Genomic DNA, 25,343 nt, shown 5'->3' on the forward strand with positions numbered 1-25,343 from the left:
TACTCGTGTATGCCGCTCGCCGACGCCGACCGCGACCTCGTCGAAGCCGAACTCGGCCGCGCGCCCTCCCGCGCCGAGGACGCCCTGTTCGAGAACCTCTGGAGCGAACACTGCGCCTATCGCTCCTCGCGCCCCCTCCTCTCCGCGTTCGACAGCGAGGGCGAACAGGTCGTCGTCGGCCCCGGCGACGACGCCGCCGTCCTCGCGCTCGACGACGAGTGGTGTGTCACCTTCGGCGTCGAGTCCCACAACCACCCGTCCTACGTCGACCCCTACGACGGCGCGGCCACCGGCGTCGGCGGCATCGTCCGCGACACCCTCTCGATGGGCGCGTACCCCATCGCGCTCGCCGACTCGCTCTACTTCGGCGACTTCGACGCCGAGCACTCTCGCTACCTCCTCGACGGCGTCGTGGAGGGAATCGGCGACTACGGGAACGCCATCGGGGTTCCGACTGTCACGGGCTCGACGCAGTTCCACGAACAGTACGAGGGGAACCCGCTCGTGAACGTTGCCTGCGTCGGCCTCCTCCCCCGGGAGCGCGTCGTCACCGCGGAAGCCCAGGAGCCGGGAAACAGACTCGTGCTCGTCGGGAACAGCACTGGGCGAGACGGCCTCGGCGGCGCGTCCTTCGCGAGCGAAGACCTCGCCGAGGACGCCGAGACCGAAGACCGCCCCGCGGTGCAGGTCGGCGACCCGTACACTGAGAAGCTGCTCGTCGAGGCGAACGAGGAGCTCGTCGACGGCGGCCTCGTGGAGTCGGCGCGCGACCTCGGCGCGGCCGGCCTCGGCGGCGCGTCCTGCGAACTCGTCGCGAAAGGCGGCCTCGGCTGCGAGATTGCACTCGAGGACGTCCACCAGCGCGAACCCGGCATGAACGCGATGGAGATCCTCCTCGCCGAATCCCAAGAGCGCATGGTCTACGAGGTCGCGCCCGGGAACCTCGACGCCGTCGAGGCAATCGCCGAGAAGTACGACCTCGGCTGCTCCGTCATCGGCGACCTCACCGGCTCCGGCCGGTACGTCGCGACCTTCGACGGCGAGACCGTCGTCGACGTCCCCGCCGAGTTCGCGGCGGACGGCGCGCCGATGAACGACCTCGACGCCGTCGAACCGCCCGCGCCCGAGACCGACCTCCCGGACGTTGCGCTCGCGGACGCCGCCGACGCCGTTCTCGCCGACCCGAACACGGCCGATAAGTCGTGGGTGTTCCGCCAGTACGACCACGAAGTCGGCGTCCGCACGAGCGAGGGTCCCGGCGAGGACTCGGCGCTCCTCGCGATTCGCGAGACCGGCCAGGGACTCGCGCTCTCGGCGGGCACGAACCCCTACTGGACGGCCGTCGACCCCTACGGCGGCGCGTACGCCACCGCCGTCGAGAACGCCACGAACCTCGCCGCCGTCGGTGCGGAACCCCTCGCCGCCGTCGACTGCCTCAACGGCGGCAACCCCGAGAATCCCGACGTCTACGGGGGCTTCAAGGCTATCGTCGACGGCCTCGCCACCGGCTGCCGCGACCTCGATACCCCCGTCGTCGGCGGGAACGTCAGCCTCTACAACGACTCCGTGACGGGTGCGATTCCGCCGACGCCGACGCTCGCGATGCTCGGCGTCCGAGACGGCTACGACGCCCCCGGGACCGGCCTCGACGCCGAAGACGCCGCGCTCGTCCTCGTCGGCGGCCACGACGACGAACTCGGCGGCTCCGCCTACCTCGCGAACCACGACGGCTCGGACGTCCTCCCCGTCGTCACCGACGCGGCCGCGCGCGTCGACGCCGTCCGCGACGCCGCGCGGGACGACGCGACGCTCGCCGTCCACGATGTCAGCGACGGCGGCCTCCTCGTCGCGCTCGCCGAGATGGTCGTCGACGGCGACGCCGACGCCGGCGTCGACGCGTCTCTCCCCTCGCGGGCCGCGCTCTTCAGCGAAGCCCCCGGCCGCGCCGTCGTCCAGACCACCGACCCCGACGCCCTCGCCGACCTCGGCGTCGACGTCGAGGTCATCGGCGAAACCACCGCGGACGGCACGCTCACCGTCGACGTCGCCGGCGACACCCTCGACTACACGCGCGACCTCCTCCGCGAGAAACGCGACGTCCTCGAACCTGCGCTCGACTAAAGCAAGAAGGGCAGGCCGTACGCCACCGCGACGCCGACGACGAGGACGAGCAGGCCGAGACCGACCTGCCGCGACGTGTACGCCTGCTGCGGCGCGGTCGTCCGCCCCACGTGCTTCGGCTCGGTTTCTTCTACGTTGTCCGCCTCCGCTCCGTTTTCGTCGGCGTCGTCCGGTGTGTCGCCCATACTCGCCTCCTCGTTCGGCGGCGACTTCTGTGTTCTCCTCTCCGCCGACGAAACGCTGAAACGGCGACCCCGCGAACGCTCACGTAGTGACTCTCACGAAGCGCATCATCCCGTGTATCGACGTCGACCTCGACGAGGACGGGAACGCCGCGGTCTACACGGGCGTGAACTTCGAGGACCTCGAATACACCGGGGACCCCGTGGAGATGGCGAAGCGGTACAACGAGTCGGGCGCGGACGAGTTCGTCTTCCTCGACATCACGGCGAGCGCCGACGGCCGCGACACCATGCTCGACACCGTCTCCGCCGTCGCCGACGAGATCTTCATCCCGCTCACCGTCGGCGGCGGCATCCGCACGCGCGAGGACGTGAAGGAGACGCTGCGCGCCGGCGCGGACAAAGTCTCGATGAACACGGCCGCGCTGGAGAACCCCGAACTCATCACCGCGGGCGCGCAGTCCTTCGGGAACCAGTGCATGGTCGTTTCCGTCGACGCCCGCCGCCGCTTCGACGAGGACGGCGAATACTACCGGGCGGTCGACGGCGAATCCTGCTGGTTCGAATGCACCGTCAAGGGCGGCCGGGAAGGGACCGGCGTCGACGTCGTCGAGTGGGTGCAGGAGGCAGAGGAGCGCGGCGCGGGCGAACTCTTCATCAACTCGATCGACAAGGACGGCACCCGCGACGGCTACGACATCCCGCTCATCGACGCCGTCTGCGACCACACCACGACGCCCGTCATCGCCTCCTCCGGCTGCGGCGAACCCCAGCACATGCTCGACGCCTTCGAAGCCGGCGCGACCGCAGCGCTCGCCGCCTCCATCTTCCACGAAGGGAACTACACTATCCGCGAAGTCAAAGAGTACCTCGACGACCACGGCGTCGACGTCCGCCTCTAGAAACGAACCCGCTGTCTCCGGCGTCGACGCATCGAGACGTGTCTACGCGGCGTCTTGGAAGGCGGTGCGGAAGGTGTCGAGCTGTTCGTTGACGCGTTCCGCGCCGAGGCGGAGGGCGTCGAGGGGGTCGGTGCCGTCGACGGTCTTGATGGAGAGAATCGGTTCGGTCTGACCGCCGGACTGCTCGGGGTTCATGTCGTAGGTCGCGGCGTCGACCTCGTCGAGTTCGAGCAGCGCGCCCTTCAGGACGTTCATGAAGGTGTGGTCCTCGCCGCCGATCTCGATTTCGAGTTCCTCCTCGGTTCGTTCGATGACCCGCAGGTCCATACCGGGATAGTGGGCGCTGAACGGTTTCAACCTTGCCTTTCCCGGAGGTTGCGGGCGGCGACGGCCGAACCCACACGTATTTTTCGGTCGGCCTAAAATACTGGGGTATGGTGACGAACACTCCCCTCGTGGACAGTGCACTGACGAGTACCGCCGGGTGTCGCGATGACTGACGACGCCCCCGAACGTGCCGACGTCGTCGTCGTGGGCGGCGGGCCGGCGGGCTGCGCCGCGGCCGTCTTCGCGGCGCGCTACGACCTCGACACGGTCGTCTTCGACCGCGGCCGGTCCTCTATCGCGCGCTGCGGGTTCCTCCACAACTACCTCGGGTTCCCCGCGGGCATCGACATCGAGACGTTCACCGACCTCGCGCACGACCACGTCCGCGAGGTCGGCGGGCGCGTCGTCGACGACCTCGTCGAACACGTCGAAAAAGACGGGGACGGGTTCGTCGTCGAGACGCAAGACGGTCGCAGCGTCGAGGCGTCCCGCGTGGTCGCCGCGACGAAGTTCGGCGCGGACTACCTCGACGGCTTCGCCGAGTGCTTCCACACCGTCGAATACGGCGGCGAGACGCAGGCGGAACTCGACCCCGACGTCGTGGACGCCGAGGGCCGGACGCCGATTACGGGGCTGTACGTCGCGGGGCCGCTCGGCGGCTGTACGGACCAGGCGCTCGTCGCGGCGGGCGACGGCGCGGCGGCCGGCGTCGCGCTCGTCGAGGACGTCCGCCGCGAGCGCGGCTACTGGGACGCCGTCGCCGGCTACTACGACTGGGTGCGCCGCGAGGCGGAACTCTCCGGGGAGTGGGCGGAGCGCGACCACTGGGAGTCGTACGTCGAAGAACACATGACCCCGGAGGAACGCCCCGCGGACTTCGAGCGCGTCCGCGACGCCTACATCGACGAGCGGTTCGCGCAGTACGTGAGCGAGGCGGAGCGCGACCGCCGCCGCGAGCGCGCACACGAAACGCTCGCCGCTCACCTCGACGAGCCGTCCGAGTAACGCGGCCCGCGACGCCCCCCACACCGTGCGAACGAAGTCGCACGGACCGACGCCCCGCGTCGTGTAAGTCGACGCACTCGTGCGGTCTCCCGCTTCTCGACGCGACCGAGCATCGGCGGCCGGGAACCCAACCTTTACCCGCGTCCCTGACTTACTGGTCAGTAAGGTAGTATGCACGTTCACGTTCGAAACGACACGGTCACGATACGGGGTCGACGCGAATGAGCATCCTCGACACCGACCGCCGCATTCTCACGCTCGCGTTCGCCCGGATGATGGACTCCATCGGGAACTCCTTCCTCATCGTCGTCCTCCCGCTCTACATCGCGAGCGGCGTCATCCAGGGTGATACGTTCGGCCTCGGAACCGCGGTCGTCACCGGCATCATCCTCTCCGCGTTCGGCTTCTTCAACAGCTTCCTCCAGCCCTTCACGGGGAACCTCTCGGACCGCACCGGCCGCCGCCGCATCTTCGTCATCCTCGGCCTCGTCATCCTCGGCATCGCGAACTTCGCGTACACGCTCGCCGGGAGCTACGACCTCGTCCTCCTCGTCCGGATGACTCAGGGCATCGGCGTCGCCTTGACCGTCCCCGCCACCATCGCGCTCGTCAACGACCTCTCGACAGACGCGGGCCGCGGCGGCTCCATGGGCGTCTTCAACACCTTCCGAATGCTCGGCTTCGGCCTCGGCCCCGTCCTCGCCGGCGGCGTCATCCACGGCGGCCCCTACCACGTCCTCGGCGTGACGTTCTCCGGCTTCGAAGCCGCGTTCTACATCGCCACGCTCGGCGCGTTCGTCGGCGCGAGCCTCGTCCTCCTCTTAGTCTCCGACCCCGAACCCGACCCCGACGAGGACGCCGCCGACGCCGCCAACGACTTCGGCATCGCCGTCTTCGAGCGCGACGGCCCCGGCGTCCTCGACTCCGTCTTCACCCTCGGCCTCGCCTCCCTCTTCATGGCCGTCGGCATCGCCCTCCTCTCCACCATCGAACCACAGATCAACGAACACCTCGACCAGACGTCCTTCCTCTTCGGCGTCGAGTTCTCCGCCTTCGTCCTCGCCCAGGTCCTCCTCCAGGCCCCCATCGGCGCGTGGAGCGACACCTACGGCCGCAAACCCTTCATCCTCGCCGGCCTCGCGCTCCTCGTCCCCGCGACGCTCGCCCAGGGCTTCGTCTCCACGCCCGCCGGCATGATTGTCGCCCGATTCCTCCAGGGCGCGGCCGGCGCGGCCGTCTTCGCGCCCGCCATGGCGCTCGCCGGCGACATCGCCCGCGGCTCGAACTCCGGCACCACCCTCTCCGTCCTCACGATGAGCTTCGGCCTCGGCACCGCCATCGGCCCGCTCTCCTCCGGCTACCTCTCCGGCTTCAGCCTCCCCGTCGGCGCGAGCTACGCCACTCCCTTCGTCTTCGGCGCGCTCCTCGCCGCCCTCGGCTTCGTCCTCGTCTACACGCAGGTCGAGGAGACGATCGAGGGCGAGAGCTTCCGCCGCCGCCTCGTGGGTCGGCAGTCCGAGTCCGCGGACTGACCTCTCCGCACCTCGACCGATCACCGGGCGGCCGATCCGGACCCGACCGCTTTTCACCCCGCGTGAACCACCTGGTTGTATGACTGGCTACGACCGAGCGGTGGCCACGCGCGACGCCGCCGCCCACGCGGCCGCACTCGACGACCTCGCCGGGACGCTCACCGGCCGCCTCGTCCGCCCCGACGACGAAGGATACGACGACGCGCGCACGGTCTGGAACGGCACGGTCGACCGCCATCCGGTCGCCGTCGCCCACGCGACCGACGCCGCCGACGTTCGCGCCGTCCTCACCACCGCCCGCGAGACCGACCTGGGCGTCGCCGTCCGCGCCGGCGGCCACTCCGGCCCCGGCCTCTCCGTCTGCGACGGCGGCCTCGTCCTCGACGTCTCCGCGATGGACGCCGTCCGAATCGACCCCGACGCCGGGACCGCGCGCGTCGGCGCGGGCGCGGAGTGGGGCGACCTCGACGCCGCCGCCCAGAAACACGGCCTCGCCACCCCCGGCGGCGTCGTCTCCGACACCGGCGTCGCCGGCCTCACCCTCGGCGGCGGCACCGGCTGGCTCACCCGCGCCCACGGCCTCGCCTGCGACCGCCTCACCGCCGTCGACCTCGTCACCCCCGCCGGCGAGCGCGTCACCGCCAGCGCCGACGACCACCCCGACCTCTTCCGCGCGCTCCGCGGCGGCGGCGGGAATTTCGGCGTCGCCCTCGCCTTCGAGTTCGACCTCGTCCCCCTCCCCCACGACGTCGCCTACTGCGAGGTCTGGTACCCCCTCGATGGTCTCGACCGACTGCTCGCCGACTACCGCCGCCGCACCGCACGCGGGAGCCGAGAGGCGAACGTCTCCCCGTTCGTCGCGCCGCGCCCCGACTCCCCCGAACTCGGCGTCTGCTTCATGGGCGCACACGCCGGCCCGCCCGTCGAAGGCGAGCGGGAGCTGGCCGCCTACGCCGACCTCGGCGACCCCGTCGAATCAACCGTCGGCCGCCTCCCCTACACGGAGCTCCAGTCGATGCTCGACGGCGACTCGCCCGCGGGCGACCGCTACTACTGGAAGTCCATCGCCGTCGACGACCTCACGCCCGACGTCGTCGACGTCTTCGCCGAGCGCGCCCGCGCGCTCCCCGGTCCCCGCGACACCGCGCTCGTCTGGCCGATGGGCGGCGCGGTGAGCGACGTCGCCCCCGACGCGACCGCGTTCCCGCGCCGCGACGCCGGCTACGTCCTCAACTTCGAGTGCGCGTGGACCGACCCCGACGCGGACGACGCGCACGTCGAGTGGGCGCGCGAGAGCGTCGCCGCCGTCCGCGAGCACGGCGGCGACGGCCTCCTCCCCAACTTCCCCGGCTCCGGAACCGGCGACGACGCCGCCCGGGCTATCTACCGCGACAACTACGACTGGCTCCGCGACGTCAAGACCCGCTACGATCCCGAGAACGTCCTCGACCCGAGCGGCCGCCTCGACCCCCGGTAGGGCGACGCGGGCGGGAGTGGGGACGACGCAGACGCCGCTGCCGGCGCCCGCGGTATTTTTACCGTCGCCCGCTAGCCCTCGGGTATGCTCGCGGTCTCCGCAGTCCCCACGGCTCTCGCCGCGCTCGCCGGGCCCGCCGTCACGCTTGCCCTCGGCGCGCTCCTCGCGGTCGCCGTCGCTCGGGGCGTCTTCGGTCGGTGGGACGCGCTCGTCGTCGGCGGCCCGCTCTGTGTCGCCGGGGGCGTCGCCGTCGCGGCCGGATTCGGCGCGCTCGCGCCCGACACGGCGTACGCGCTCCTCGTCGTCCTCGCCTTCGTCGCGTCCCTCGGCGTGCTCCGCGCGCTCGACCGACCGCGGGGCGCGTGGACGCGCGCGCTCCGCCGGCGCTTCCTCTTCGGCGTCCCCTGGGGCACGCTCGTCGTCCTCTGCCTCGTCACCGCCGTCTACCTCTTCCTCCAGAACGGCGTCCGCGGCCTCTACACGCCCGTCACGATTCCCTTTACCTCTTGGTCGTACTTCTACCCGCTCGGCGTGCTCACCGCGCCGTTCAGCCACGGCGGATTCGGCCACCTCACCGGGAACCTCGTCGGCACGCTCGTCTTCGCCCCCATCGCCGAGTACGCCGTCGGCCACTACCCCCGCGAACGCGGCCGCGCGACCTTCCAGTCGCTCCGCACCAACCCCTACGCCCGCGCCTTCCTGCTCTTCCCGCTCGCCGTCGTCGGCGTCGCCGAACTCACCAGCGTCCTCGCGTGGGGCCCCATCATCGGCTTCTCCGGCGTCGTCTTCGCCTTCCTCGGCTTCGCCATCACGCGCTACCCGCTCGCCGCCATCGTCGGTATCGTCGCACAGACCGTCGCGAGCGACGTCTTCACCGCGCTCCGCGACCCCGTCGCCGTCGCCAGCGCCGGCCCCTCCTACGGCGGTCCGTGGTGGGCGGGCATCGCCATCCAAGGCCACCTCACCGGCCTCCTCATCGGCTTCCTCCTCGGCGCGCTCCTCGCCGCCCACCGCGACCGCCGCCCGAGCGCCCTCTCCCTCTGGGGCGCGGTCGTCGGCGCGGGGTTCGCCCTCCCGCTCTGGACCGTCTGGTGGTACCGCGGCCCCGAGACCTACGTCCTCTACCGCTGGCTCGGCGTCCTCCTCGTCCTCGCGCTCGCCGCGCTCGCCGCCACCGCCGTCCGCGCCACCGACCGCGCGCTCCTCCCGGCGGTCGACCTCGACCTCGGCCTCAACCGCCGGCAGGCCGCCGTGCTCGCCGTCGTCCTCCCCCTTTGCGTCGTCGCCGGCGTCGCCGTCCCCGTCAACCTCACCAGCGTCGCCGGCGACGACCCCGGCGGCGGCGTGCAGGTCAACGACTACCGCGTCACCTACGCCGAGGACGTCCCGAACCAGCGCGTGAACGTCGTCCCCGTCTCCGCCTTCGGCGAGACCACGCAGGTGAACGCCAGCGGCGTCATCGTCTCCAACCCCGACCGCGAAGTCTGGACGCAAGCGGTCTCCCGGGGGAACCTCGCCTACTGGGGCGAACGAACCGTTCGCGTCGGCGGCGTCGGCTGGACTGAAACCATCGACGTCCGCCGCCGCGGCTGGGTCCCCGCCGGCGGCGACCCCGTCTACGCCGTCAGCCTCCGCGCGCCCGACGGCGACTGGACGACCGCCTACCGCTCCGCCTCCTCGACCGCCGAGCCGGTCATCCGAGACACGACGGTCGGCGTCGCCGCCGAAGCGTCCGGGTTCGCCCTGAAAACCGTCCGGAACGACACCGTCACCGGGTCCGCCGCGATGCCCGCCGCCAACGGAACCGTCACCGTCGACGGCCTCGACTTCGTCCGTAACGGCACCCGAATCGTCGCCGTCGACAACGGGACCCGCGTCACGGTCGTCGAGAAAGAGACCTACCAGTAGTTCGGCTCGCTCACTCGCCGTCGCGCGCCGCCGGCCAGCGAATCCGGAAGAGCTCCGCGTCCACTTGCGCCGCCTCGGCGTCGTGGAAGTCGAACTGGTTCGGGAGCGGGAACGCGAGGCGGTAGGCGTGCGTGACCTCGCCGCCGCGCTCGCCCGCGAAGAACTCCACGAAGTCCTCGCTCCCCGCGTTGTGAATCGTGTAGGAGACCGCGGCGTGCTCCGCCGCCGCCGCGAGGAACGGCCGGTCCGCGCCCCGCTGTTGCGCGCCGAACGGCGGGTTCGACACCACCGTCACCGCCTCAGGGGGCGCGACCGGGAGCGACGCGACGTCTCCTCGCACCCACTCGACGCCGCGTCCGGGCGCGACCCGTCGTTCGTTCTCCCGCGCCGTCCGAAGCGGGCCGGCGTCCCGGTCGACGCCGACGACGCGCGGCGCGTCGTAGAGCGCCGCCGCGAGCGCGAGCATTCCCGTCCCCGTCCCGAGGTCGAGCACCGGCCGCGAGAGGTCGCCCTGCATCCCGGCGAGATGGAGGAGCTGGGCCGCGATGTCCGCGGGCGTCGCGTACTGTTCGAGCGCCGCCCTCGGGTTCTCGAACGCCGCGACGTCCGCGAGCCGCCGCTCGACCGCCTGCTTCATACAGCTACTCTGGCCGGGAGCGAGAAAAACCGCCCGCTCCCGAGAAGAGAAACCGCCGTCCGCAGCGGAGTCGCTAGTCGGCGAGTTCGAGCGTGACGCCTTCGCGCTCTGCGCGCTCGGCGCAGGCGTCGAGCGCGGGAGTGACGATGTCGGGGTCGGCGACGGCGTCGTAGGAGAGCGTGACGGTGGAGACGCCGAGGAAGGCGGCGGCGAAGACGAGGTCGCGGACGCGGTCGATCTCGTCCTGCGTCGCGAGCGAGCAGTCCTCGTCGAAACACGCGTCGACGTGGAGTTCGGCCGGCACGAGACCGTTCGCGGCGAGCTCGGATTTCACGGTTCGGAGGTGTGGTTTCGCGGTCGATTCGAGGGAGTCGGCGTCGATTGTCACGGGGGTCGCATCGGTCGGTCGACAACACTCGATGGTCTGCTCCACGGCGTGGGACGGCGTCGCACTCATACAACCACATACATAGCGGATATACTAAAAGCTTTGCAGATGCGCAGTAGTAATCGCTGCGGGCGAGCGGTCGGCGTCGACGGCGAGAAACGGGAGGGGAGAAGTGGGAGTTCCGTCAGTCGCTCCGCCAGTTCACGAGTATCGCGCCGAAGCCGACCGCGCCCGCGACGAACGTCAGGACCGGGCCGAGAATCGGAATCGCCCCCAGCACCGCCGCCAGCACCGCCGCGACGACGAGCGCCACGAGGTCGTTATCGACGTCCGCGTACTCGAGCGCCCGCCGACCCAGGTGGATGAACACCGAAATCTGGCCGACGTAGACGATGATGGCGAGCACGAGGAGCAGCGGAATCGCCACCAGCGCCCCGATAATCGTGATGATGAGGAGCACCGACACGATGAATATCGCGATCTCCACGCCGAACCCCCAGAGGAACGACCGCACCGTCTCCTCGCGCGCCCGTCGAATCGTCCGCTCCAGGAAGTCCGGCGCGCCGTAGAGCAGTATCGCGCCGACCACGATGGAGATGAGGAGCGACCCGCCGATCCGAACCCCCGTGCCGAGTCCCTGCACTGTCTGTGGGTCGAAACCGCCTGCCAGTTGAAGTACGCCGAGCGGCATACGTGGACCGTCGGACAGTACGGTGAAAAACGTTCGCTCCTGTTCCGATACCGACTATTCGAACCCTACGCCGGAACGTCGCTCTCGCCGACCCGCACCCCCGACTGGTCCTTCACGATCGCGCCCAGCCCGAGCGCCCCGACGACGAACGACGCCAACACTCCAATCGCCGGGATGAGCGACACGACGACGGCGAGCGCCACCGCCGCCACCACCGTCGCCGACTCGCTATCCACGCCCTGCCGGTCGAGCGCCAGCCGCGCCACGTGGATGTAGACGACTATCTGCCCGACGTACGCCACCACGAGCAAGAGCAGCCCGGCGAACGCCGCCAGCGGCTTCCCCACCACCGGCGCGAGCGCCACCACCCGCACGAGGAAGAGCAAGGCGATGAACACCCCAAGCCCCCAGAGAAACGACCGCAGCGTCTCCCGCTTCACCCTCCGAATCGTCCCCTCCAGAAACTCCGGCACTCCCCACATCAATCCGCCCGCCACGAACAACGACACCACCACCGCGATACCCAGCCGGGACGACATGCTCACGCCCTGCAGCGCGCCCGACCCCACCTGCGCGAGTAGAAACGACATACTTCCGAACACACACCCAACCGATAAAAATTATCGGTCCCGCCACCCCGATTCTTCACCGTCGACGCCTCGAAAATCGAAACCGGCCCGCTCGCTTCACCGCGATTCGGAGCGAGCGGTAGCGAGCGCGACTAGAGAGGACCGCCGTTCCGACCGCGTTCGCGCGTCGCTCCTTCCAGTCGCTCCCGCTCGCATCAACGTGGTTTCGGGCGCGATGCGCCCGAAACCACGTTCACCACGTCCCGTGGAACGTATCGAACTGGAGTTCGTCGAGCGGCTTCTCGCCGATGGCGATCTCGTACTCGCCGGGCGTGAGCATCGGCTTGTGGAAGCGCGGGCCGTCGTCGGTCGTGATGCGCGGACAGCCCGTGTTCACGAAGGCGTCCATGTCGAAGTTCCTCAACCTATCCGGGGTGACCTCGTCCATCGTGATGAGGTAGGCGTTCTCGTTGTTCTCCACGATTTCCTCGGCCTGGTCCCAGCGGCCCTGGCCGATCTTCGTGCAGAAGATGACGCCCCACTTTTCCACGTCCTGCTGCATCGCCTTGTGGACGGAGGCGTAGCGCTGCTTGATGAACTGCTCCGTGTCGGCGATGGTGACGACGTTGTTGACGGGGTCGGCGATGACGACTTTCTTGTCGGGGTGTTCCATCGCGAGGCCGAGCGGGTGGAACTTCCCGCCGCCGACGTAGAGAATCTGGTCCGCGTCGACGTCCGCGCTCGCGTAGTTACACCCGAGCACCTGGCCCTCGTGGGTCAGGCGGTCGTCGCCCTTCCGGGTCTCGACGTCGAAGCCGCGGCCTTCCAGCCACTCCTTCATCTCGCCGAACTTGTTCATGTGCTGGGCGGTCGTGACGAGGCCGACCTTACCCGTTTCGAGCTCGTCGAGCGACTGCTCCATGATGGGCTCGACGTCGACGTTCGAGAAGAGCGGGACGTAGAGAATCTTGTCCGACTCCTTCATCGGCGAGTGCCCGAAGTGGACGAAGACGTCCGTGCGCCGCATCATGAACGTGTCGAGGTCGCACGCGCCGTAACACGGCTGCCCCGAGATCATCACGCGAACGCCCTCGGGGAGGATTTCGCGGAGGTCGTCGGCGACGGCGGGCGCGCGCCGCTTCAGGCCCTCGGGGAACTGGAGACCGACCTTCTCGGCGTCGCGTTCCTCCACCTTCTCGACGATTCGTTCGAGCTCGTAGTCCCACTCGCGGTCGTGTTTGAGGCTCAGCCCCGTGTTCCGGAGGTCCCCTTCGGACTGCGCGTCGTCCACCGCGTCCTGACCGGGGTGTCGCTGCCGGTCAGCCGTCTCCTGACCCGTCTGTCGATCCGGGTCAGCGGTCTCCTGACTCATAGGCAGTCTTACCGACTACGGCCGTTTAACCCCCGCGGTCGGGGTAGTACGGTCGTGCGACGGCACCGCACGCCATCCGAAAACCCCTACTCCCTCCCGGCCGACGCCCCGCGTATGGCAATCCACTCCGACTGGGGCGACTGGCTCCCCCGCGCCGTCGAGGACGCCGACCCCGACACCGTCGCCGTCTGGTACCTCGGCTGTAACGGCTTCGTCCTGAAGGGCAGCGAGGGCACGACGCTATTCATCGACCCCTACCTCGGGACGGGCGACCCGCCGCGAACAGTCAGAATGATCCCCGTCCCCTTTGACCCCGCGGACGTCGAGGAAGCAGACGCCGTCCTCGCGACGCACGAACACACCGACCACGTCCACGCCGACTCCCAGGGCCCCATCCTCGCGAACACGGACGCGACGTTCTACGGGTCTGACGCGAGCGTCGGCGTCACCCAGGACGAAGGCTGGATCGAGGAGTACGACCTCACGACAGACCAGTTCGAGACCGTGATGCCGGGAACCTCGTTCGACGTCGGCGAGTTCACCGTGCACGTCGAAGTCGCGCACGACCCGGACGCCGCCGGCCCCGTCTCCTTCGTCATCGAACACGACGCGGGCACCTTCTTCCACGGCGGCGATACGAAGCCGACCGAGGACTTCGAAGCCATCGGCGAGACCTACGACATCGACCTCGGTGTCCTCGCGTTCGGCACTGTCGGAAACATCCCCGATAAGGAAACCCGAGAGCCGAAGGTCACGAAGTGGTACAACGACGAGAACCAAGTCGTCGAGGCCGCCTCGGCGCTCCGGTTCGACCGCCTCCTCCCGACGCACTTCGACATGTGGAAGGGCCTCACCGCCGACCCGAAAGCCCTCCACCACCACGCCGCCTCCTTCGACTACCCCCGCCGACTCGACGTCGTCGAAATCGGCGACCGCGTCGACCTCTAACCCGACCAGTTCCTCCTTCTCACGGCCACTCAGGTCCGAGACGGCACCCCGTCCGCGTCCGAGACGCTGGCCGCGTCCGTGCCGCGCCCGGTAGTTTTCACCGGGCGACCTACTCGGAGGGAATCCCTTATCCGAGTGGGAGGCCTTCCAGACGATAGCGACACGGTTCCGGTACGACCCGGTTCGGCAGACGGGTCGATTCCGATGCGACCCGGCCGGCTTGGTGGGCCGGCCGTTCCCCCCAACTATGACGACTGACGACAATCGCGGCGTGTTCGAGACGCGTGTACAGACTGGCGTTCCCGGGCTCGACCGAGTGGTCGGCGGCGGCTACATCCCCGGACGGAGCTACATGATTCGCGGGAAGCCCGGCGCGGGGAAGACGCTCGCCGGCGTCCACTTCCTGCTCTCCGGCGACCCCGCGGACGCGCTCTTCGTGAACCTCGGCGAACCCGAACACGACGTGAAGCGGGACGCCGAGAACTTCGGCCTCGACCTCGACGGCGTCGCCTTCCTCGACCTCAGCCCCTCCGCCGACTCCTTCACCGAATCGCAGTCCTACGACATCTTCCCCGCCGACGAAGTCGAGACCGGCGGCATCACCGAACGCATCGTCGACGCCGTCCGCGAACACGAGCCCGAGCGGGTGTTCGTCGACCCGATGACGCAGTTCCGCTACCTCGCCCCCGACGACTACCAGTTCAGAGAGCAAGTGCTCTCCTTCCTCCAGTTCCTCAAAGAGGAGGACTGCACGACGCTCTTCACGAGTCAGAACACGGCGGCGACGCCGGACGACGACCTCCAGTTCATGAGCGACGGCATCGTCCACCTCGACCACGACTCGGAACGCCGGAACCTCCGCGTGACGAAGTTCCGCGGCTCCGAGTTCGAAGGCGGCGACCACGCCGTCCGCATCAGCGACGACGGCATGCGGGTCTACCCGCGCCTCCGCCCGGACGAGTACCAGAGCGAGTTCGACCCGGCGAGCGTCCCCTCCGGCATCCCGGAGATGGACGCGCTCCTACACGGCGGCCTCGAACGCGGCACGGTCTCCATCATCTCCGGCCCCTCCGGCGTCGGGAAGACGACGACCGGCGCGCAGTTCATGAAGGAGGCCGCGGGCCGCGGCGAGCGCTCCGTCATCTACATGTTCGAGGAGTCGGAGCAGACGTTCCTCCAGCGGTGCAGCGCCATCAACATCCCCGTCGAGGCGATGATTGAACGCGGCACGCTCGAACTGAAGGAGATCGAGGCGCTCGAACGGTCCGCGCCCGAGTTCGCGAACGACGTCCGCTACGAGGTCGAAGAGAACGGCGCGGACATCGTGATGATCGACGGCATCCAGGGCTACCGGCTCGCCGTCCACGGCGAGGAAGAGGAACTCACGAACGAGATTCACGCCCTCGGCCGCTACCTCAAGAACATGGGGGTGACGACGATTCTCGTCTCCGAAATCGCCGACATCACCGGGCAGTTCCAGGCGACGGAGGTGAACGTCTCCTACATCGCGGACAACATCGTCTTCCTCCGCTACCTCGAGTTCGACGGCGAACTCAGGAAGGCCATCGGCGTGCTGAAGAAGCGCGCGAGCGACTTCGAACGGAACCTCCGGGAGTACGAGATCACCCAGCACGGGATTCGCGTCGGCGACCAGCTGACCAACCTCCAGGGTATCCTCTCGGGCACGCCGGAGTGGACCGACGATGATGAGTTCGACGAACGCGACTGAGTCGACCCCGCTCGGGGGGTCGCCGCGCGTCCGCCTCGCCGTCCGCCACGACCGCAACCGCCGGATGCTCGCCGACCGCCTGAGCGACCGCTACGACGTCGCGACCGGCGGCGACCTCTCCGCCGGCTCCCTCGACCTCCTCGTCGTCGACGCGCACACGCTCGAACGCCGATTCGACGACCTCGCGTCGCTCAAAGAGGCGGGCGACGCGACCTTCCTCCCCGTCCTCCTCCTGCTCGGCCGACGCGGCCCGGACCGCGTCCCCGAGAAAGCCTGGGAGGTCGCGGACGACGTCGTCCACGCGCCCGTCCGGCAGGGCGAACTCGGCACGCGCATCGAGAACCTCCTCGAACGCCGCGGGCTCAGCCTCCAGTTGAAACGCGAACGCGACCGGAGCGAACGGCGGTTCCGCGCGCTCTTCGAATCCGCGCCCGACCCCGTCGTCGTCACCGACCGCGACGGCACGATCACGGAGACGAACGCGGCGTTCGCGGAGACGTTCGACGTCCCGGTCGGCGCGGCCGAGGGCGAGACCTTCCGCTCGCTCGACGTCGACTGCGCCGACGAAGACGTGCTCGTCCCCGAGAACGGCGAACTCGACCCGCTCACCGAACCCGTCCGCTGGCGCGTCGCCGGCGACGAACTCGTCACCGAACTCAACGCCGCGCTCGTCGAAGGCGACGACGACACCGCGACCGAATGGATCGGCGTCTTCCGCGACGTGACGGACCTCGTCGAACGCGAAGCCGAACTCGAACGGCAGAACGACCGCCTCGAAACCTTCGCGTCCACCGTCGCCCACGACCTGAAAAACCCGCTCGGCCTCGTCTCCGGCTTCCTCGAACTCGCCGAGGAGACCGGGAGCGACGAACACCTCCGCGACGCCGCCGACGAACTCGACCGGATGGCCGCCCTCATCGACGACGTCCTCGCGCTCGCCCGACAGGGCGCGACCGTCGAAGACCCCCAGCCCGTCGACCTCCGAACCGCCGTCGAAGACGCCTGGCGGCGCATCGACACCCCGCACGCCCGCCTCGACGTCAACTCCACCCACGCGCTCCTCGCCGACTCCCGCCGCTTCGACGAACTCCTCCAGAACCTCCTCGCCAACGCCGTCGAACACGGCGGCGACGACGTCACCGTCACCGTCGGCGCGCTACGAGGGGGTCCCGAGGCGGCTGACGCGACGGCTCGCACGGATACCTCCCCGGCTGGCGCGTCGACTCGGACGGGCTTCTACGTCGCGGACGACGGCCCCGGCGTTCCGGAGAGCCTCCGCGGCGAAATCTTCGACGCGGGCGTGTCCACGGGCGAGGACGGAACCGGATTCGGGCTCGCCATCGTCGGCGAAATCGCCGACGGCCACGGCTGGGACGTCCACCTGGAGGAGTCCGCGTCCGGCGGCGCGCGCTTCGAAATCACCGGCGTCGACGAACCCTGACGCGAGGGGGTTCTCGGAAACGTCGACCTCGACATCTCGTCTGAGTGAGTCTGCTTATCTGAATACTCCTCGCCGTCGAAGCGTAATACCTGAATCCGTCCCGGTGGTAGGCGTCGTCGTGACTTCCGAACCGTTCGCCTACGAGTGTGAATTGGACGTCCGGTACAGCGACCTCGACACGGTCGGTATCGTGAACAACGCGGTCTACGTGACCTTCCTCGAAGAAGCCCGGACGCGATTCCTGCGGGACGAACTCGGCGTCGTCGTCGAGTCCACGGACCAGGTGCTCGCGCACCTCGATATGGACTTCGAACGGCCGATTCACGGGCAGGACGGCGTGTCTGCGGGCGTGCGCGTCGAGAGCGTCGGGTCGTCGAGCTACACGCTCTCCTACGAGCTCCGCTGGCAGGGCGACGTCGTCGCGACCGCGGAGACCGTACAGGTAGTCGTGGACGACGACGGCCGGCCGCGCGACGTTCCCGAGCCGTGGCGTGACGCGCTCGACGAACACGTCGTTCAGTAAACGCGAAGCGGTAGAACATTTACGCGCGCGGCGAGAACAACGGGATATGGCCGACTCCACGACGACGGTTCGCGTGGACCCCCACGTCCACTCGGACGGCTCGTACGACGGCCACGAGCCCGTCGAACTTCTCTTAGAACACGCGGCAGACGTCGGTCTCGACGCCGTCGTCGTCACCGACCACGACGACATCGACGAATCCCTCCGCGCCGCCGATCTCGCCAGCGACTACGGACTGCTCGGCATCCCCGGCGTCGAGGTCTCCACGGCGCACGGCCACCTGCTCGCCGTCGGCGTCGAAGAGTGCCCGCCGAAGGGCGAACCGCTCGCCGCGACCGTCGACCACGTCCACGGGCAGGGCGGTGCCGCCATCGTCGCCCACCCCTTCCAGCGGACGCGCCACGGCGTCCGACGCCGGAACCTCGTCGGTTGCCCCGCCGACGCCCTCGAAGTCTTCAACTCGATGCTCTTCACGGGCTACCGGAACCGGAAGGCCGCCGCGTTCGCCACGAAACACGACTACGGCTCCGTCGCCGGGAGCGACGCGCACTTCCTCGGGAACGTCGGCCGCGCCTACACCGAGGTCGACGCCCCCGCCAGCGACGTCTCCGCGGACGCCGTCGTCGACGCCATCGCGGACGGCGACACCCGCATCCGCGGGAGACGCACGCCAATCCATCGCTCCGCCGTCCAGTACGCCGCGGGCGCGGTCAAGAAGTCCGCCTACACCTTCACGCGGCGCGCCCCCTACGTCCCCGCGTGGCCCGCGAGCTACCGCACCGACTAGGGCCGTCCGAGCCTTTACCTACGAGAGCGACCCACTCGTCTCCGTGCAGTCTGTCGCCGTCACCGCGCCCGCTGACCTCGCCGACTGGGCGGCCGCCATCTCCCCAGAACTCGTCGCGAGCGACGGGCTCACCGTCGACCTCGACGCCGTGGCGTTCGAAACGTCGACGCGCGCGAAACGCCGCGCCGGCGCGTGCACCTACCAGCGCCCGAGCGACGCCGCCGTCGGCACGCCAATCGACGACCCGCCGTCGGTCGAGATTCGACTCACGTGGGCCGCGTGGGAGGAACTCGGCGTCGACGCGATGCGCGACGTCCTCCGCCACGAACTCCTCCACGCCGAACAAGTACAGGCCTACGGGACGACGACCCACGGCCCCGCGTTCGAAGCGCGCGCCGACGAGCTCGGCGTCCCGCTCACCTGCGAGCGGTTCGCCGCCCCGAACTACCGCCTCACCTGCACGGCGTGCGACGCCGTCGTCGCCGAACGCTACCGGCGGAGCAAACTCGTCTCGCAGTCCGAAAAGTATCGGTCGTCGTGCTGTCAGGCCGGCATCGACGTCGAAACCTGTCAGCGGTAGAGGGAGGCGTAGAGCATGCTGAAGCCGACGAGGAACGGAATCGTCTTCGCGATTTCGAAGTATATCGTGTACTCGCCGAGCGTCGCGCCCATGTTCGTCATCGCCGCTCCCATGCTGATGAACGCGAACCCGACGAACGCGTACTCCAAGCGCTTCGACTGATGCGTGCGGTACGCGCGGTAGCTCACGACCGTCAGGCCGAGCGCCGTTCCGAACACCGCGACGCGGAGCACGCCCAACACGACGTCCGCCGCCGTCACACCCCCCATCATCTGTCAGAGAGCTCCCGCCAGAGACCGGCGAACCGCTCCGCGGCTGACTCCCGTCGATACACGTCGACTTCGAACGCTCCATCCGCGAGCTTGATAACGGTGCTGTCGAAGTTGCATTCGTAGACCTTGTAGTGGTTCCCGTCGCTCGCTGGCTCCGTCCGGGAGACGACGAGGTCGAGCTCCTCCAGCGTGTCGAGTCGTCGGTAGACGGTCGGGAGCGAGAGGTCCATGGTGTCGGCGAGGTCCTTCGCCGACCGCGGCGTCTCGTCGAGTCGCGCCAGGACCTCGCGGACACTCTCGTCCGCCAGGGCTTGCAGGACGTCGGCCTGGTCGCTCCCGGTCACGTCCACAGCGTGGCCCACGAGCCGTATAAAGATTCGCAGGTGCCGCTGGGACACACCACAAATAGATAGCGAACAAATATATCTCGACGGCGGAACCGAGCGGGTCGACGGGGCCGAATCATCGCCGTCGACAGACCGGCGCTCCGGGCCGCCACGGGCCGCGACGACCGCGGATCGCCACGACAGGAGTCGCCTCGTCGTGTTCTCACGCGGTGAAAACGCGCCTGTCGGTTCAAGTAACTGTACGATAGCCGTAGAGGTATGGCAGGCCTCTGGGGGGCACCCGACCAGGCTGAACCGCAACGGAGCACCATCCCGATCGAGAAACTCATCGACGAGGCGTACGCGCCAGAGTTCGCGGAGACCGCCGAGCCGATGCAGCCGTCCACGCCCGGCGGCCACAGCGCCGACAACGCCGTCGCCGACGCCATCGCCGCCACCCTCGGTGACCGAAACGGCGACCTCGAGTTCGACGACGACCTCCTCAAAGAGAGCCTCGACGAACTCCTCCTCACGCTCGTCCTCCTCGAAGGCGACGGCATCCACGGGAAGGGCATGATCGAGAGCGTCGAACGCCTCTTCGACGTCGGACTCAGTCCCGGCACCGTCTACCCGCAACTCCACGACCTCGAAGCCGACGGCGTCCTCGACGTCCACGAGATGGTTCGAACCAAGGAGTACGTCCCCGCTGACGACGACGAAGCGAAAGAACGCATCACCGCCGCGATGCACCAGCACCTCGCGCTCGGCGCGTTCTTCCGTGCCGCACTCGACCGTTACGAAGCCCAATAAGCTCCTTCCTGCTCTCCTCGACAGCCGCCCAGCGGCCGCGCCACTTCCGCCCCACGTTCTCATGCCGCCTCACTCAGTAGCCACGACCCACCCGCCACCCCCGACAATCGGTATAGCGAGATACGGTTTGCGAGTTCACGTGGCGACAGTCAGAAAAGACAGCTAGACGACGAGTTTGCGGGGAATCAGGCTGTATCGGGGTAAGCTCAGACACTGCTCCGACGCTTCGATACCGAGCCCCCGGTTCGAGAAGCGGCAGCGCAGTCCCGTCGTCGACGTGCGCCGGAACGACGTCACTCGGCGGTTGGAGCCTTCACTGACCACAGACCTGAGTGCGACGTGAAACGCCGACCGGAGACCGAACCAACGACGCAGCGCGACTCGACCCCCCGCACGAGCCCGTCGAGTGAAAGGCGGCGAAGACGAGTGGAGCACGGCGCGCTGGCTCTCGACGTGCGCGTTCGTCGACGACCGACGCGCCGGCTCAGAACACCCGTAGGCCGCCGCAGTCTCCGAGAGCTCGTTCGACGCCCCGTCGCCGTCGGCCGCCCGGGAGTGCCACCCATCGCGGATTCCACTCGACACCGCACCGCTGCCTACCGAAGCAGAACGCTTCGCTGAGCACCCACAGAGCGAGACTGACTAAAACACTACCGACCGCCCACGAGCACGCCGCTCAACGAGGAACCACGCCGCGCGAGACGACGTCTCACGATGGTTCAAACCGTGCGTGCTCTCGACGTCAGCTCGCGAGTTCGAGTGCCTCTCGCGTACCAAGTAGTGTGAAACGGACTCGCCGGCCAGCGACTCCGCGAACGCGACACACTCAGTCGGACGGCAGGACGACCGGAGTCGATCGAGCGACGGAGATTCGATATGAGAGGGGCCCTGCATCGCGACCTCCGGCCGATGAGACCAGAAGCCACTACGGCGACCTCGCCCCCAGAATTTCTCACGGAGGCGAGAGCGAGCGCGCTCGCGACCTGCGACGGCGGCGAATCGCTCTAGGGCTCTCGTCGCTGTTTATCGATACAGCGCGGGCCACCAGCGGAACGTGAGCAGTTCCCACGTAGGAGCGACTGCGAGGCTTTTGTGACTCCGTCTCGAAGCGGTATCCGACGCCGCTCTGTGGCTTCAACTCGGGGGTGTGACGTCGACGCCGTATCGAGCGTTCCACGATGGCGGCCGGAAACCAACTGGAGCGCCGAAAGCTCCGTCGAGGACAAACGACACACGCCAGGCACACACCGGTGCGACCGAACCGTCACGACCGAATCGTCGCGAAGCCCGAACCCCAGCCACCGGTGACCAGCCCTGCGACGCAACGCCGTCGGTTCGAGGACTCTCTCGAGTAACCGAATCAGAAACACTCCCTCTCTCAGAGCTTGGTCCCCGCCGTCCCGAAGAAACGCGTGAAAACGGCTCCAGACGATATCGAACAAACATATCCGGCATGAGTAATGTGTCGAGTTATGGAGTGCGATAGGTCGAGGTACAGCTCACCAACCTAACTGTTCGACTCCTTCCCAGGGTTCTTACCGAAGTGAATTCTACTAGTTCAGAATCCGGAGAGATGAGGTGGTCGGCCGCAATACGGACGTAAAGACTAGAACTCTGAGGGTATATTCCTGCTAATTACACATTCAGAGTTCGTTCTTAGTGCCCTAAGACGGGAGTGTGCAAACATTGATTGTGGCGTGGGTTGTGGGTCGGGTATGAGCGATTCAGCGGAGCGGACGGCGGTGTACACGTACGTCCCCGAGTATCAGAAGTCGGAGTGGTCTGCGGAGGCGGAGGCGTTGGGGATGTCGCAGAGCGAGTTCGTTCGGACGATGGTGCAGGCGGGCCGGCGGGGGTTCGTCGAGGAGTCGTCGACGGCCGAGAACCCGGATATATCCGGCTCAGAGGAAGGTGGTTCTGGAGGCGCAACCCCTGGGGGTAGCGGCCTCGAAGACACCGTCCTCGAAGCACTCGATCGCGGGGGGGCGCTCGGGTGGGACGCATTGGTCGACGCGGTTGTAGGCGACGTCGAGGACGAAATCGAGGACGTGTTGGACGAGTTGCAGGCGTCGAATCGGGTTCGGTACAGCGGGCGGGACGGCGGGTACGTGTTGGTGCGCGATGAGTAGCGAGAGCGATGACCCGGTCGGGTACTTCCTGGAGGACATGGAGTTCCACGGGCGGACGGCGCGGACGCGCGAGGAGTACGAGCGCGTGCTGCGGTCGTTCGAGGCGTCTGTCGAGGGCGAGAGCGTGCATCCGGCGTCCGTCTCCTATCGGGAGTGCGTGGCGTGGGTGCACGGCCTGCGGCAGTCCTACGCGCCGGGGACGGTGGCGACCTACGCGGGCTACCTCCACCGGTTCTACGGCTACATGGTACAAGTAGGAGAGTTCGAGGAGAATCCGATGGCGCTCGTGATGGAGGAGATCGACGAGCGCATCGATTCGAACCCGGAGCGCCGCGATATCGACGTCGCCGGAATGCGCGAGTTCGTCGGTCGCGTTCGCCACCCGCTCCACCGTGCGATGGTGGTGACGCTGCTGAAAACGGGGATGCGTGTGGGCGAGCTCTGTAACCTCGACCTTCGCGACGTCCGTCTCGACGGGGACGTCGGCGAGTACGAGGCGCTCGGTCTGGGTGCGCGTCCACAGCTGGAGGGGCGGCCGCCGTCCCTCTACGTCGCGTCCGAGCCGGCGGCCGAGGAAGAGTACAACGGGGAGGTGCGGTCGTCGTCGAACAAGCGGAAGCGCTCGACAGTCGTGCCGGTGGATTCGGAGTTGAACGAGGTGTTGCGGGCGTGGCTCGCGGTGCGGCCGGACGCGCGGTCGCCGGCGGAGCCGCTGTTCGCGCGGACGTCGGAGGCCTGGGGAACGCGGCTCGACCCGAGCGCCGTGCAGCGAATCGTCCGCGGCTACGCGGAAGACCACGGGTGGTATCGCGCCGGGGCGGACGCGACGGAGAACGTGACGCCGCACTACTTCCGGCACTTCTTCACGACGCACCTCCGCGACCGAACGGGCGACCGCGGCGTCGTGAAGTACCTCCGCGGGGACGTCGGCGACGACATCATCGACACCTACACGCATAACTGGGGCGACCGGGTGCGAGAGGTCTATCTCGACAACGTCTACGCTGTGCTCTAGCAGTCCTCGCGTTCGAAGGCGAACGGATAAATCATATATCGCTATACGTAATCGGTTGGGGTCGATGGGGGTGAGCGCGGCGGCGCGACTCACCGTGAACAGTGGTTTTAGCGAACGCGCGCCGTCTCGGCCGTGAATTAGTCGCCGGCGGCCTGTTCGGGGCGGTAGCCGCGGCTGATTGCTTTCCACGCGCCGGAGCGGAAGCGGTAGGTGTTGATGATCGCGGGGGTGACGGTTTCGGCGAAGAAGGTGAAGTAGATGGCGAGGACGCCGAGAGTCGTGGTCGCGCCGAGGTAGGCGGCGGGGACGGCGAGGCAGAACATCCCGAGGACGCGGCCGTAGAATGGCCAGCGGGTGTCGCCGGTGGCGTCGAGCGCGCCGGCGATGCCGCTCGTGACGCCCTGCGGGATGATGGCGACGGCGGCGACGTAGACGAGGGGGACGGCGTACTGGATGGCGGGGGAAGCGGGGTCGCCGAGGAAGAGGACGACGATGGGGCGCGCGAAGAGGATGACGGGGACGGCGAAGACGGCGTAGGTGGCGACGGCGAAGACGGCGACTTCCCAGCCGTATCTCGCGGCGGTGTCCTCGTCCCCGGTGCCGAGCGCTTGCCCGACGAGGCTGCTGGCGGCGAGGCCGAACCCCCAGCCGGGCGTGTTGAGGAGCCCCCAGATGCGGCGGGTGACGATGTAGGCGGCGGCGACGTTCGGGCCGATGACGTAGAGGAAGGCGAGGAGGGGGAAGCGCGCGACGGTCCAGACGGAGTTCCGGCCGATGACGGGGAGGCCGATGGTGAAGACGTCCCGGAGGTCGCCCGGGTGGAGGTAGGAGCCGAACGGGGAGACGGCGACGGGGAAGTCGCCGACGCCGGGGAGGCGGCCGCGGGCGAGACCGACGGCGAAGAACGCGGTGACGAAGACGTTCGCGATAACGGTTCCGAGGCCCGCGCCGACGACGCCCCAGCCGAGGCCGAAGATGAAGACGGCGTTCAGAGCGATGTTGACGACTGCGCCCCCGGCGCGTGCGACCATCGCGGTCCACGCGTCGTCGACGCCGATGAGCGCGCGGCTTCCGACGAGGTTCAACGCGGCGAACGGCACGCCGAACCCGAGCACGCGGAGGTAGTCCGCGCCGTACGTGATCGTCTCGGGGCCGTTCGTGATGAGGGAGATGAGGAAGCGCGGGAAGAGAACGAAAAGCACGCCAACGGAGAGAGACGCGGCGACGGCGAGGAGCGCGCTCGCGCGGATGGCCTGGCCGAGTTCGTCGTGCGCGCCGGCGCTGAAGCGCTGGGAGACGAGCGCGATAGTGCCGGCGGCGAGGCCGCCGCCGAGGCTGAACGCGAGCCCCCAGTAGGGGCCGGCGAACCCGACGCCCGTGATGGCGGCGGGGCCGAGGACGACGCCGACCATGGCGACGTCGGCGGCGCTCTTCGACATGCGCGCGAGGCCGGTGACGACGCGCGGCCACGCGAGGTCGACGACGCGGCGCGCGCGTGATTCGTCGATGAGACCGACGCGGGAGAGCGCGACGCCGACCCAGAGGAGGAGGAGCCGAACGGGGTTCAGGGAGACGGACACGAGATACTGGGTGTTCGCCGTATCGGTACTATAGGCGTTCGCTCCCCCGGTCGGGTTTCCGGTTTCCCGCGTGGCTCTCACGGGGCGTGTCA

The 25,343-nt window shown here is 68.6% G+C and carries 25 protein-coding genes; 15 read left to right on the plus strand and 10 right to left on the minus strand.

Features of this window, described 5'->3' with window-relative positions; translation table 11 throughout:
- The first annotated feature begins 9 nt into the window (after positions 1–9).
- Positions 10–2,121, plus strand: coding sequence for a phosphoribosylformylglycinamidine synthase subunit PurL (purL, locus tag IEY26_RS07050; RefSeq protein WP_188977344.1), 2,112 nt, complete (start codon positions 10–12; stop codon positions 2,119–2,121).
- Here the strand turns inward: purL and IEY26_RS07055 are convergent.
- Positions 2,118–2,306: a DUF7550 family protein gene (locus IEY26_RS07055; RefSeq protein ID WP_188977346.1), complete on the minus strand. Its 189-nt coding sequence runs from the start codon at positions 2,304–2,306 to the stop codon at positions 2,118–2,120. The genes purL and IEY26_RS07055 overlap by 4 nt on opposite strands.
- Before the next feature lie 86 nt (positions 2,307–2,392).
- On the opposite strand from IEY26_RS07055, the gene hisF reads away from it, so the two are divergent.
- Entirely contained in the window at positions 2,393–3,205 is an 813-nt protein-coding gene (hisF, locus tag IEY26_RS07060) for an imidazole glycerol phosphate synthase subunit HisF (protein WP_188977348.1), read from the plus strand.
- A gap of 42 nt (positions 3,206–3,247) precedes the next feature.
- On the opposite strand, the gene IEY26_RS07065 is transcribed toward hisF, so the two are convergent.
- On the minus strand, positions 3,248–3,532 hold the full coding sequence (locus IEY26_RS07065; RefSeq protein WP_188977350.1) for a DNA-directed RNA polymerase subunit L: 285 nt from the start codon (positions 3,530–3,532) through the stop codon (positions 3,248–3,250).
- 165 nt (positions 3,533–3,697) lie between these two features.
- On the opposite strand from IEY26_RS07065, the gene IEY26_RS07070 reads away from it, so the two are divergent.
- The 4 genes from IEY26_RS07070 to IEY26_RS07085 all read left to right on the plus strand — a co-directional run bounded on the left by IEY26_RS07070 (position 3,698) and on the right by IEY26_RS07085 (position 9,454).
- Positions 3,698–4,537, plus strand: coding sequence for an FAD-dependent oxidoreductase (locus tag IEY26_RS07070; protein WP_188977352.1), 840 nt, complete (start codon positions 3,698–3,700; stop codon positions 4,535–4,537).
- A gap of 221 nt (positions 4,538–4,758) precedes the next feature.
- Positions 4,759–6,069, plus strand: coding sequence for an MFS transporter (locus IEY26_RS07075; protein WP_188977354.1), 1,311 nt, complete (start codon positions 4,759–4,761; stop codon positions 6,067–6,069).
- 79 nt (positions 6,070–6,148) lie between these two features.
- Positions 6,149–7,546 carry an FAD-binding oxidoreductase gene (locus IEY26_RS07080; RefSeq protein ID WP_188978890.1) on the plus strand — a complete coding sequence of 466 codons (1,398 nt, stop codon included), beginning with the start codon at positions 6,149–6,151 and terminating at the stop codon, positions 7,544–7,546.
- A gap of 84 nt (positions 7,547–7,630) precedes the next feature.
- Positions 7,631–9,454, plus strand: a complete 1,824-nt coding sequence (locus IEY26_RS07085; protein ID WP_188977356.1) for a rhomboid family intramembrane serine protease — start codon at positions 7,631–7,633, stop codon at positions 9,452–9,454.
- A 10-nt stretch (positions 9,455–9,464) separates the two neighbouring features.
- Here the strand turns inward: IEY26_RS07085 and IEY26_RS07090 are convergent, their stop codons facing one another.
- From IEY26_RS07090 to dph2, 5 genes are all read right to left on the minus strand, one after another.
- A complete protein-coding gene (locus IEY26_RS07090; RefSeq protein WP_188977358.1) occupies positions 9,465–10,091 on the minus strand; it encodes an METTL5 family protein in 627 nt (208 codons plus the stop codon).
- A 73-nt stretch (positions 10,092–10,164) separates the two neighbouring features.
- A complete protein-coding gene (locus tag IEY26_RS07095; protein WP_188977360.1) occupies positions 10,165–10,548 on the minus strand; it encodes a hypothetical protein in 384 nt (127 codons plus the stop codon).
- A gap of 115 nt (positions 10,549–10,663) precedes the next feature.
- Positions 10,664–11,170, minus strand: a complete 507-nt coding sequence (locus IEY26_RS07100; RefSeq protein ID WP_188977362.1) for a hypothetical protein — start codon at positions 11,168–11,170, stop codon at positions 10,664–10,666.
- A gap of 65 nt (positions 11,171–11,235) precedes the next feature.
- Positions 11,236–11,760 (minus strand): hypothetical protein, encoded by a 525-nt coding sequence (locus tag IEY26_RS07105; RefSeq protein WP_188977364.1) that lies wholly within the window; start codon positions 11,758–11,760, stop codon positions 11,236–11,238.
- 232 nt (positions 11,761–11,992) lie between these two features.
- Positions 11,993–13,111 (minus strand): diphthamide biosynthesis enzyme Dph2, encoded by a 1,119-nt coding sequence (dph2, locus tag IEY26_RS07110; protein ID WP_188977366.1) that lies wholly within the window; start codon positions 13,109–13,111, stop codon positions 11,993–11,995.
- Between the two features lie 114 nt (positions 13,112–13,225).
- On the opposite strand from dph2, the gene IEY26_RS07115 reads away from it, so the two are divergent.
- The 6 genes from IEY26_RS07115 (at position 13,226) to IEY26_RS07140 (ending at position 19,119) form a co-directional block, all read left to right on the plus strand.
- Entirely contained in the window at positions 13,226–14,059 is an 834-nt protein-coding gene (locus tag IEY26_RS07115) for an MBL fold metallo-hydrolase (protein ID WP_188977368.1), read from the plus strand.
- A gap of 247 nt (positions 14,060–14,306) precedes the next feature.
- Entirely contained in the window at positions 14,307–15,788 is a 1,482-nt protein-coding gene (locus IEY26_RS07120) for an ATPase domain-containing protein (protein ID WP_188977371.1), read from the plus strand.
- Complete coding sequence (locus IEY26_RS07125; RefSeq protein ID WP_188977373.1) at positions 15,763–17,229, plus strand: two-component system sensor histidine kinase NtrB; 1,467 nt, start codon at positions 15,763–15,765, stop codon at positions 17,227–17,229. The genes IEY26_RS07120 and IEY26_RS07125 overlap by 26 nt, the downstream gene beginning before the upstream one ends.
- Before the next feature lie 118 nt (positions 17,230–17,347).
- Positions 17,348–17,752 (plus strand): acyl-CoA thioesterase, encoded by a 405-nt coding sequence (locus IEY26_RS07130; RefSeq protein ID WP_229773964.1) that lies wholly within the window; start codon positions 17,348–17,350, stop codon positions 17,750–17,752.
- A 46-nt stretch (positions 17,753–17,798) separates the two neighbouring features.
- Entirely contained in the window at positions 17,799–18,539 is a 741-nt protein-coding gene (locus IEY26_RS07135; RefSeq protein ID WP_188977375.1) for a CehA/McbA family metallohydrolase, read from the plus strand.
- 43 nt (positions 18,540–18,582) lie between these two features.
- Entirely contained in the window at positions 18,583–19,119 is a 537-nt protein-coding gene (locus IEY26_RS07140; RefSeq protein ID WP_188977377.1) for a SprT-like domain-containing protein, read from the plus strand.
- Here IEY26_RS07140 and IEY26_RS07145 read toward each other — a convergent pair.
- A complete protein-coding gene (locus IEY26_RS07145) occupies positions 19,110–19,391 on the minus strand; it encodes a DUF7521 family protein (protein WP_229773966.1) in 282 nt (93 codons plus the stop codon). The genes IEY26_RS07140 and IEY26_RS07145 overlap by 10 nt on opposite strands.
- Positions 19,388–19,735 carry an ArsR/SmtB family transcription factor gene (locus IEY26_RS07150; RefSeq protein WP_229773968.1) on the minus strand — a complete coding sequence of 116 codons (348 nt, stop codon included), beginning with the start codon at positions 19,733–19,735 and terminating at the stop codon, positions 19,388–19,390. The genes IEY26_RS07145 and IEY26_RS07150 overlap by 4 nt, the downstream gene beginning before the upstream one ends.
- Before the next feature lie 261 nt (positions 19,736–19,996).
- Here IEY26_RS07150 and IEY26_RS07155 point away from each other — a divergent pair, with 261 nt between their 5' ends.
- From IEY26_RS07155 to IEY26_RS07165, 3 genes are all read left to right on the plus strand, one after another.
- A complete protein-coding gene (locus IEY26_RS07155) occupies positions 19,997–20,527 on the plus strand; it encodes a helix-turn-helix domain-containing protein (RefSeq protein WP_188977381.1) in 531 nt (176 codons plus the stop codon).
- A 1,715-nt stretch (positions 20,528–22,242) separates the two neighbouring features.
- Positions 22,243–22,656, plus strand: coding sequence for a DUF5805 domain-containing protein (locus IEY26_RS07160; protein WP_188977382.1), 414 nt, complete (start codon positions 22,243–22,245; stop codon positions 22,654–22,656).
- Positions 22,649–23,671, plus strand: a complete 1,023-nt coding sequence (locus tag IEY26_RS07165; protein WP_188977384.1) for a tyrosine-type recombinase/integrase — start codon at positions 22,649–22,651, stop codon at positions 23,669–23,671. The genes IEY26_RS07160 and IEY26_RS07165 overlap by 8 nt, the downstream gene beginning before the upstream one ends.
- A 137-nt stretch (positions 23,672–23,808) precedes the next feature.
- Here the strand turns inward: IEY26_RS07165 and IEY26_RS07170 are convergent, their stop codons facing one another.
- Positions 23,809–25,251 carry an MATE family efflux transporter gene (locus IEY26_RS07170; protein WP_188977386.1) on the minus strand — a complete coding sequence of 481 codons (1,443 nt, stop codon included), beginning with the start codon at positions 25,249–25,251 and terminating at the stop codon, positions 23,809–23,811.
- Positions 25,252–25,343 lie beyond the last annotated feature (92 nt).

This window comes from Halocalculus aciditolerans (assembly GCF_014647475.1).
GTDB classification, from domain to species: Archaea; Halobacteriota; Halobacteria; order Halobacteriales; family Halobacteriaceae; genus Halocalculus; species Halocalculus aciditolerans.